General features: G+C 56.1%; 8 protein-coding genes. 2 read left to right on the top strand and 6 right to left on the bottom strand.

The genetic code is table 11. The annotated features are described in order from the left end of the window. The 5 genes from AC2FIO_RS21805 to AC2FIO_RS21785 form a co-directional block, all read right to left on the bottom strand. Positions 1-1,767 (bottom strand): phosphoenolpyruvate carboxylase (locus AC2FIO_RS21805; RefSeq protein ID WP_496699949.1); only part of this gene is annotated, 1,767 nt, incomplete at its 3' end. Next, entirely contained in the window at positions 1,767-2,738 is a 972-nt protein-coding gene (locus AC2FIO_RS21800; protein ID WP_282169679.1) for a 2-hydroxyacid dehydrogenase, read from the bottom strand. The genes AC2FIO_RS21805 and AC2FIO_RS21800, both read right to left, overlap by 1 nt. Next, entirely contained in the window at positions 2,738-3,628 is an 891-nt protein-coding gene (sucD, locus tag AC2FIO_RS21795) for a succinate--CoA ligase subunit alpha (protein WP_109313481.1), read from the bottom strand. Before sucD ends, AC2FIO_RS21800 begins: the two co-directional genes overlap by 1 nt. Continuing rightward, the gene (locus AC2FIO_RS21790) at positions 3,628-4,824 is read right to left on the bottom strand and encodes a malate--CoA ligase subunit beta (protein ID WP_496699948.1); all 1,197 of its coding nucleotides are present in this window, start codon (positions 4,822-4,824) and stop codon (positions 3,628-3,630) included. Before AC2FIO_RS21790 ends, sucD begins: the two co-directional genes overlap by 1 nt. A 31-nt stretch (positions 4,825-4,855) precedes the next feature. Next, positions 4,856-6,097, bottom strand: a complete 1,242-nt coding sequence (locus tag AC2FIO_RS21785) for a pyridoxal-phosphate-dependent aminotransferase family protein (RefSeq protein ID WP_496699947.1) — start codon at positions 6,095-6,097, stop codon at positions 4,856-4,858. 220 nt (positions 6,098-6,317) lie between these two features. On the opposite strand from AC2FIO_RS21785, the gene AC2FIO_RS21780 reads away from it, so the two are divergent. After that, the gene (locus tag AC2FIO_RS21780; RefSeq protein WP_496699946.1) at positions 6,318-6,947 is read left to right on the top strand and encodes a response regulator transcription factor; all 630 of its coding nucleotides are present in this window, start codon (positions 6,318-6,320) and stop codon (positions 6,945-6,947) included. Positions 6,948-7,235: 288 nt separating this feature from the next. Here the strand turns inward: AC2FIO_RS21780 and AC2FIO_RS21775 are convergent, their stop codons facing one another. After that, complete coding sequence (locus AC2FIO_RS21775; RefSeq protein WP_496699945.1) at positions 7,236-8,126, bottom strand: LysR family transcriptional regulator; 891 nt, start codon at positions 8,124-8,126, stop codon at positions 7,236-7,238. Positions 8,127-8,248: 122 nt separating this feature from the next. On the opposite strand from AC2FIO_RS21775, the gene cuyA reads away from it, so the two are divergent. Next, the gene (gene cuyA / locus AC2FIO_RS21770) at positions 8,249-9,262 is read left to right on the top strand and encodes a D-cysteate sulfo-lyase (RefSeq protein WP_496699944.1); all 1,014 of its coding nucleotides are present in this window, start codon (positions 8,249-8,251) and stop codon (positions 9,260-9,262) included. Positions 9,263-9,264: the final 2 nt, after the last annotated feature.

The following is a 9,264-nucleotide window of genomic DNA, read 5'->3' as shown; positions in this document are numbered from 1 at the left end:
TGCCCGGCCTGTGGGGGCACCACCCCGGCTGACAGAACCACCACGTCCGTGAAAAAACGCGGCACTAAATCCCTGCGACGCAAGTGCTGTAACGATCCGGCGCTGCGCACGGTCCAGTTCCCAGGTCGAACAGAAATATCCGCCATCTTTGCCGCTGTCGGAGTATCCCAACATCACCTCGATCACATTGCCACCTGACTTAAGGCTGCGGCGGGCAAGCGGAACATCCAGAACATCCAGCAGAATTGCTGAGGCGTTGCGCAGATCACCGATCGTCTCGAACAGCGGCACCACAGAAATATCAAGTGTCTCTGATCCGAACCCGGCATAGCGGGCGAGAAGATAGACACCCAGGATGTCGTCTGCCGAGCGTGTCATCGACAAGATGAATGGTCCGACAGCTTTGGGATCCGGCCCTGTTCGAACAGCGTGCATAAGGGCTAGTAAGGCTAGTAATTCCTGCGCCTGATCACTCAACCCGTCACGCTGAGGATACTGCAGGTTCTGGTCTGCCAACTCGGTGCGCAGACGGGTCGACCATTCGGGTGTTCCGTATTTGGGCGCAGGTTCGAATGCAGACCAGATTTCTGCCAGAACGCTAGTCGTCACAGTCGAATTCTGCCGTATGTCCAAGGTTGTGGTACGCAACCCGAATACGGTTGCCGCTCGGCGAAGAGGTCGGATATGCCGCCTTGTTAGAATATCGGCGTTTACTGCACAAAGCGCCTCATCAAGCGCGTCGAGATCACACTCGAACTGCGAGATATGCTGATAACCGGCACTTGTCAGTCTTTGGCGGACGGCATTCAGGGCCTGCCGAAACGGTTCGTTCGGGTTGCGGTCATTCTTGGGTGCGCGGTTGATAATTGCCTGCAACCGTTCACCGTGAGGTTCGGGCAGTGGTAGGATCAGGGCGCTAATGCTCAGTTTTTGCGCGGCTTTATCAAGAGCCTGACAGTAGAGATCAATCGCTGTCTCGCGCCCACGTTGCAGAGCCAGTTTGGTCATCTCAGAGGTTACATTCGGGTTGCCGTCCCGGTCACCGCCAATCCAGCTATGAAATCGGACATTGGGCGTCACATTTAAAGTCTTACCCAAAACCTGCATACAGGCGTGATCGAACCGGTCGATGACCTGTGGTACAGCATCGAATATTGCGTCGCGGAAAAATTGCAAACCCCATTCGATCTCGTCACGTAAACTGGGACGTGACAAGCGTAATTCTCCGGTCATCCATAGTAGGTCGATCTCGCCTTCCAGATCATTCAACAATGTTGAACGTTCAATTGGCGTCCAGCGCTGAGATTCGAGGCTGACCAGGATACGATAAATCCGGCGGTGAATTTCAAGAACGGTGACGCGTTTGGCTTCGGTCGGATGAGCCGTTAGCGTGGGGCCAGTCATTAAACTACCTGCCAACTTTTCGGTTTCCCCAACACTCAGATTAAGGTCCGACAACACTTCGGCAAATCCACCTGCAACCGCTCGGGCACCTTTTTGGGTTTCGATTTGTCGACGATCCCGCACATCTGCGTTTTCGTCGATGATGCGCAAAAGCTGAAACCAGATCGACAGGGCCTGCAAATACGGGATTGCGGCCTGGCCAGTTGGAATGGGGGGCAGCGGCTTGGCTTCGGCCCAAGAAGCGACATGTGGCGCCCTTTTCAAAAGGATGTTTCGCCATAGCGTGCGCAATTCAGTCCGAAGACCGTCCGCATACGCGGAAGGTGGAAGGGACAGCTGGGTATCCTGAGCCAACGCTTGCATCAGATCACTTTGTCTCTTGGATTTTTGCCATTGAAGAAATCATTGAGGTTTTCAATGACGCGGAACCCCATAGCTTCGCGTGCTTCTTTAGTCGCGCTTCCGAGATGTGGCAGCATGACGAGGTTGTCACATTGCAGCAGGTCCGAGCTAATGCGGGGCTCGCCGTCAAATACATCCAGCGCCGCGCCGCCAATTGTGTCGAACATCAGGGCCTGGATCAGGGCGTGTTCGTCGATGACCTCGCCGCGCGCGGTGTTGATCAGGAAGGCGTCGGGTTTCATCAAGTCGAGTCTTCGACCGTTGATCAGGTGCCGGTTTGCGGCCCCTCCGGGGCAGTGCAGCGAGACGAAGTCGCATTGCGGCAACAGCTCATCGACAGTATCCACCTGAGTGGCATTGCACTTGGCTAAAACGTCGGGCGCCACCTGGCTGCGATTGTAAATAACGACATCCATACCAAAGCCATGATGGGCGCGGCGGGCCATTTCCTGCCCGATGCGGCCATAGCCGATGATGCCCAGGGTCTTACCGCTGACCTTGGTGCCGACCAGATGCGTGGGCCGCCAACCGGTCCAGTTTCCGGCGCGCAGCTCGCGTTCGCCTTCGCCTGCGCGGCGCGCTACCATCAGCAATAAGGTCATTGCGATATCGGCGGTACATTCAGACAGAACGTCAGGCGTGTTTGTCACGGTCATGCCAAGTTCGCGGGCTGAGGGCTCGCAAATGTGGCTATACCCGACCCCGTAATTGGCCAGAATTTTGGTCTGTGCTGCGGGGACGTCCAGCGCCTCGGCGCTGAGCGTATCGGTAACGGTGGGCAGCACCGCGTCATAGTGTTTCAGGGCGTCGCGGATTTCAGCCGGGGACATCGGAGTATCCCCGGTATTGAGTACGGTGTTGTAGTCTTCGGCCAGTCGCGCCTCGACGGCGGCGGGCCAGCGACGGGTGACAAGGACTGAAGGTTTGGTCATCACGCAGCCTTTCCCATGACGCGGGCAATGGTTTCGCCAATCACCGCCGGGTTTTCAGCAACGGTCACCCCCGCCGCCGACAAGATTTCAACCTTCTCGGAGGCACTTTCGCCAAAGGCCGAGATGATCGCACCAGCATGACCCATAGTCCGACCTTTGGGCGCGGTCAGACCTGCAACATAGGCGACGACGGGCTTGGTTATGTTGTCGCGGATGTATTCTGCGGCCTCGGCTTCCTGCGGGCCGCCGATCTCGCCGATCATGGCAATGACTTCAGTGTCCCTGTCCTGTTCGAACCGCTCAAGGATATCGCGGAACGAAGACCCGTTGATCGGGTCGCCGCCGATCCCGACGCTGGTTGAAACGCCGATGCCGTGTTCTTTCAGCTGGGCTGCGGCCTCATAGCCAAGCGTGCCGGATCGACCGATGATGCCGACATTTCCGGGCAGGTAGATGTGGCCTGGCATGATCCCCAACAGAGCCTTGCCGGGGCTGATGGTGCCCGCGCAGTTGGGCCCGGTCAGCACCATGCGCTTGTCTTTGGGATAACGGTACATGTACCGCTTAACCCGGATCATGTCCTGTGCCGGGATACCGTCGGTGATACAGACGCAATAGCGGATGCCCGCATCTGCGGCCTCCATGATGGAATCGGCGGCAAATGGTGGCGGCACGAAAACAAGGCTGGCATCGGCGCCGGTGGCCTCGACAGCTTGTTTTACGGTGTCAAAGACCGGCACGCCCTCGACGGTCTCGCCGCCCTTGCCGGGGACAACTCCGCCGACGACATTAGTGCCATAGTCCAGCATGTCTTTGGTATGGAACCGTGCCATTCGTCCGGTAATGCCCTGAACGATAACACGGCTGTCGCGGTCCAGAAGAATGCTCATTAGACAGCCCTCATCTTGGTGTTTTGGGTCAGATCGTTTTGCCACGCGCCAACAGCGCGTTCGGCGGCTTCCATAAGGGTGGTGGCGCGGATGATCGGCAATCCGGATTTGGCCAGGATTTTTTGACCTACCGCGACATTGGTGCCGGCCAGCCGCACGATGACAGGGATTTCAAGCTCAAGTTCGCGTAGCGCCTGTACGACGCCCTCTGCGACCCAGTCACAGCGATTGATCCCGGCGAATATGTTGACCAGCACCGCCTGTACGTTCTTGTCTGACAGGACCAGACGAAAGGCCTTGGCCACACGTTCGGGTGAGGCGCCACCGCCGATGTCCAGAAAGTTCGCAGGTTCGCCCCCCGCCAACTTGATCGTATCCATCGTGGCCATGGCCAGACCGGCGCCGTTCACGATACAGCCGATATTGCCGTCAAGACCGACATAAGACAGGCCGCGATCCGCAGCGCGACTTTCGCGTGGGTCTTCCTGACTTTTGTCGCGTAACTCTGAGATCTGCGGATGCCGGAACAATGCGTTGTCGTCAAAGCTCATCTTGGCATCCAACGCCAGAACCCGATCGTCACCGGTGATGACCAGCGGGTTGATCTCGACCATGGTGGCGTCCAGATTGCTGAAGGCGGCGTAGCAGCCCTGTAGCGTGCGCACCATTTGCTGCACCAATTTCGCCTCAAAACCCAGTTGAAATGCGATTTCGCGCGCCTGGAATTCCTGCAGGCCCACGGCCGGTTCGACGATCGATCGCACGATGCTGTCGGGGCGTTCGGCCGAGATATCTTCGATCTCCATGCCGCCTTCCGACGAGGCCACGATCATCACCCGCTGGCTGGAGCGATCCAGCACGAAGCCCAGATAAATCTCGCGATCAATCGGCACGGCGGATTCAACGTAGACACGGTAGATGCCCTTGCCTTCGGGACCGGTTTGATGCGTAACCAACCTGCGTCCGAACATCTCGTCACAGGCTTCATGGATTTCGTTCTCGGTGTTGCACAGTTTGACACCTCCGGCTTTTCCTCGGCCTCCGGCATGGACTTGAGCCTTCACGATCCAACGATCGCCCCCTAGCTCGCGCGCCCGATATGCCGCTTGTTCGGGACTGTAGGCCAGCGCACCCGAAGGTACGGCGACACCAAAATTCGAAAGAACCTCTTTCGCCTGATATTCGTGAATATCCATCTGCAATCTTCCTCCCGTTCATGCAGTGCGGTCAGGCCGCGATCGACGTGCCGTAGCGGCTTTCCAGCAGCGCTTCGATGGCTTCAAAATCCACTGTGCCACCCAGTTCGCGGATCGCCTCGCCAAACAGTTTTACGATGCGGCTGATCGACTGATGGTTCAGTTGGTTCAGGATGCCGATGCGCACCTGTACCGGGGCGCTGAGTGTCGGCCAGATGCCAAAGCCACGCGCGCGGCAGTTCTGTACCAATTCCATTTCGCGGCCAGCCAGTTCTGTGGGCAGGTTCAGCACTACGAGGCTTGGCATGTCCGAAGTGACATCGCAGCCCATCGCGGTGACGGCGTCACGCAGGACGGCCTCATGCGTTTTGTAGGAATGCGCGCGTTTAGCCAGTCCTTCCTGCAAGGTCAGACGCAGAGATTCATGGAACGCGGCGACGGCATAGCCCGAATGGGTCCGGTGATAGGTGCCTTTCTCAACATCCTGACCGTCGACAATGCCCCAATGGCGGGCCTCGAAAATCGGATTGTGGACGTAAGAGTAAGCACCGGTTGTCTTCAGCGCCTCGATAAAGGCGTTGGTGAAGCTGACCGGCGCATAGGTCAGGGGCAGGCAGCACAGGCCTTTTTGCGGGCACGAAGCCCAGCCTGCGATGCCGGGGAAATCGTCGATACGAAAGTCTGCAACACCCAGCGAAGACACAGCATCAATCAGACCCATGGTGCCATGATTTTCACACGCATCCGAGAATCCCTGTACATCGTTGACACGGCCGGAACCGGTTTCCCAATGTGCCATGAAAGCCCATTTCGGCTTGTGTTCGGCCAATGCGACGTCGACCATCTCACCGGTCACGGGCTGGCCATGCGGAATTTCGATCACGGTGACGCTGGCCGCAATGGGATCAAGTGGATTGGCGGCATGTTCTTCAGGTGTGGCTGCCTTAATCCGTAGGGTCAGCACGTCAATGCCGGAAAAGGTGCCATTGGTGAACGCAACCACCTTGTCGCCAGGCATAACGGCCGAGAACATAGTGTCCAGCGCGCTCCAACCGGTGCCAGCAACCGCGAAGGTATAGGTATTGTCGGTGCCCCAGATTTTGCGCAGCATGTGCTTGCATTCGATCATGCCGCGCAGGACGTCACCCTGCATGTGATCCGCAACACCCGCATTTGCAAAGGCATGCAGAACGCGGGCATCGGTATTGCCTGGTCCGGGTCCCGCAGCCAGTGTTTCCGGAATTTCGAGCGTCGGGTAGATTTGAAACGTCATTGGCGATCCTCCTCGGCGACGGGGTCCGTAATGCGCCCCGTCTGTCGCGTTACCGAAAAGAAAAGCCGATCCTTGCGTCAGGGCGCAACGTAACTTACTACTGCTTTAGGGTAGCTATTTGGGTGGGAAAAAACCTACCCATTCTGGCAAATATACCGATGTATACCGGAAACTTACCTACCCAACATGGTAGTTATTGGGTAAATTAGGTGGAAAATCAATGCTCGACACAACGCCCCCTCCGATCGACATCATGCTCGCCAACAACAATTCTCTCGTCCTCTCGGCGATGTCCGAAATCTTTGAGAGAGACAAACGATTCTCGTTGGTGGCGACATCTGCAACTGCCGAAGGTTTCCTTGGGGCAGTCATGCGTGTGCCGGTAAAGGTCTGCGTAGTGTCCTGGGAACTGCCAGCTTTGGGTGCAGCCAAACTGATCGAAGTGCTGCGCGAACAGGAAAACGCACCGCGTTTTGTGGTCTATGGTGATGAGGCAGGTGATGTCCCTCGGCTGGCCATGCAAGCAGGCGCCGCAGGGTTTGCACCTCGTTCCGGTGAGGTTGAAGGCCTGCTGGATACATGCGTTGATGTTGCCAAAGGTAAGATGGTTTTCCCATTCATCGATGTACGCACGGTGCAACATAGTCCTCTTCAGACCTTGTCGCGCAAGGAGCGGGCTATCCTTGAGGCACTGTCGAAGGGAATGTCCAACCGGGAACTGTCAAAAGAGTTACAGATTTCCACCAATACCGTGAAATTTCACCTCTCGAATATCTATGAAAAACTGTCAGTTAGAAACCGGGCGCAAGCCATCGCTTACTACTATTCAGCCAAATCTGCTTCGGATTAGGCTCGTAGGTGATGTATCGAAACAAAATGGGAAAAGCTGCTCATTGCAACAAGGATGAACACCCGCCCCAATTGTGCTTGAATATTCAAACCGGATTGGACTGGACGTTTAGCTATCTCATGAAACGCCCAAGGTAGCTTTGGCCAGAAGCGCGTAGGCGACCCAAAATGAGTTCGACCAAGTACCGTGTTACAAGAGGGTGCCCTTGCGCAACATCATGAATACGTCGTCGGTCAATATCAGCGCTCAGATGAAGTCTGTCACATCATTTCTTCGTTCTTGTGATGATCAAATGCTCTGCAATTGCCCGGCTAGACGTCGCCATACTTGCTCACTGAATTCTGACTGCACTGCAGCCAATCGGACCATTCTGATTGTAAGTTCTTGTGCAGGCAGAGCATCGTCAACGCGTACAAGCTGCCCCTCTGCAAGCGGACTGGCGGCCAAAGAATAGGGCAGCCACGCAACGCCGATTCCATCCAGGGCATATTGTAGCATCGCGAGCGTCAGCGCGGTCTCTGCTCTGGAGATGATTGTAATATGCTCAGGCAATCGCGGCGCGACCAATCGGGAAAACACTTGTCCAAGGAAGACATCAGGCGGGTAGACTATCGCGGGAACGGTCTCGCCAACCAATTCCTCACGCATTGCAGGCGCGCAAACCGGGATCAGAATATCTGTGCCAATCGTCTTGGCCTCAAACGCGTTTTCGAGATCTCGCGCACTGCCATCCGAAATAGTGTACATGATCGCGAAATCGACCTCTTTTGAGATCAGCTGCAACAGACATTCGTCCTGATTTCCCGATCGGACCCGAACCGAGATAGCGTCATTTTCGGTCAAGGTGCGGACTACTTTTGGCGAAACGGTTGTCGTGAGAGCATGTTGGCACACAAGAGACAGAGACTTGTTGGCCCTGTCACTCGCTGTTTTCAAAGTTTGACGTAGTTTGTGCAGCCGCGTACTCAGCTCACGCAGCTCAGGCTCCAAAGCCTGTACACCCGGCATCAGAGATACGGGTTTGCGACGGCGATCAAATAGGGTCGCACCGATACTGTCTTCGATAAGCCGTACCCGACGGGTAAAGGCAGATTGGGTCAGCAACCGCTTGTCCGCAGCGCGGGCCAGAGATCCGCTGTCCAACACGGCCAATATGTCATCGATCCATTCCAAACGCATGTGAACCAGTTACTGCAATGCTCAGTAATATGCAAACTTTGCAACATAGAAGCCACATTTCGAATTAGCGGAGCCGTATCTCACATTGTAAATTGACGGAAACCAATATTAGGAGCCATGTTATGCATCTCGCCCGCTTCCCCCGCCTTCACCTGGCTCATCTTCCGACACCGCTTGAACCGATGAAACGGTTGTCGAAAGAACTGGGTGTCGAGATATGGATCAAGCGCGACGATTGCACCGGCATGTCAACAGGCGGCAACAAGACCCGCAAGCTGGAATTCCTAATGGCCGAGGCGGAAGCGCAGGGCGCGGATATGGTTATGACGCAAGGAGCCACGCAAACTAACCACGGTCGTCAAACCGCAGCCTTTGCCGCCAAGCTGGGACTTGATTGCCATATCCTTCTGGAAGATCGCACCGGATATCAGGACGGAAACTACAACACGAACGGGAACGTGCTGTTGGATCATTTGCACGGCGCGACAACTGAGAAATTTCCCGGTGGTCACGACATGGCGGGCGAAATGGAAAAAGCTGCCGAGAAAAAACGGACAGAGGGCCGTAATGTCTATGTTATTCCCGGCGGTGGATCTAACCCGACCGGGGCACTTGGCTATGTGAACGCAGCCTTTGAACTTTTGGGGCAAGCCAATGACAGTGGTTTGCGAATTGATCGGCTGGTACACGCAACAGGTTCGTCGGGAACGCAGGCTGGGTTGGTGACAGGAATGTGCGCCATGAATGCGCAGGTACCGGTGCTGGGTATCGGTACAAGAGCGCCTCAACCAAAGCAGGAACAGATGGTTTATGACCTCGCCTGCAAAACAGCCGAAAAGCTGGGTTGCTCAGGCGTGGTAAAGCGCGAGGACGTGATGGCCAATACCAACTATGTGGGCGAGGGCTATGGCCTTCCGACCGAAAGCGGCATCGAGGCGATTGAGATGTTTGCCGAGCTTGAGGGCATTCTTCTGGACCCCTGCTACTCTGCCAAGGGCGCAGCGGGCTTAATCGACCTGGCCCGCAAGGGCGAATTCAATGACCAGCGGATCGTTTTCCTGCACACTGGAGGTGCTGCGGCCCTTGGTGGTTATGATTTTGCATTCGACCACAAAAACCGATGGGTGAATGTCTGAGC

It is taken from the genome of Ruegeria sp. CDSB086 (assembly GCF_059611065.1).
Note: the sequence above shows the minus strand (reverse complement) of the source record. Positions and strands in the feature narration are given on the sequence as shown.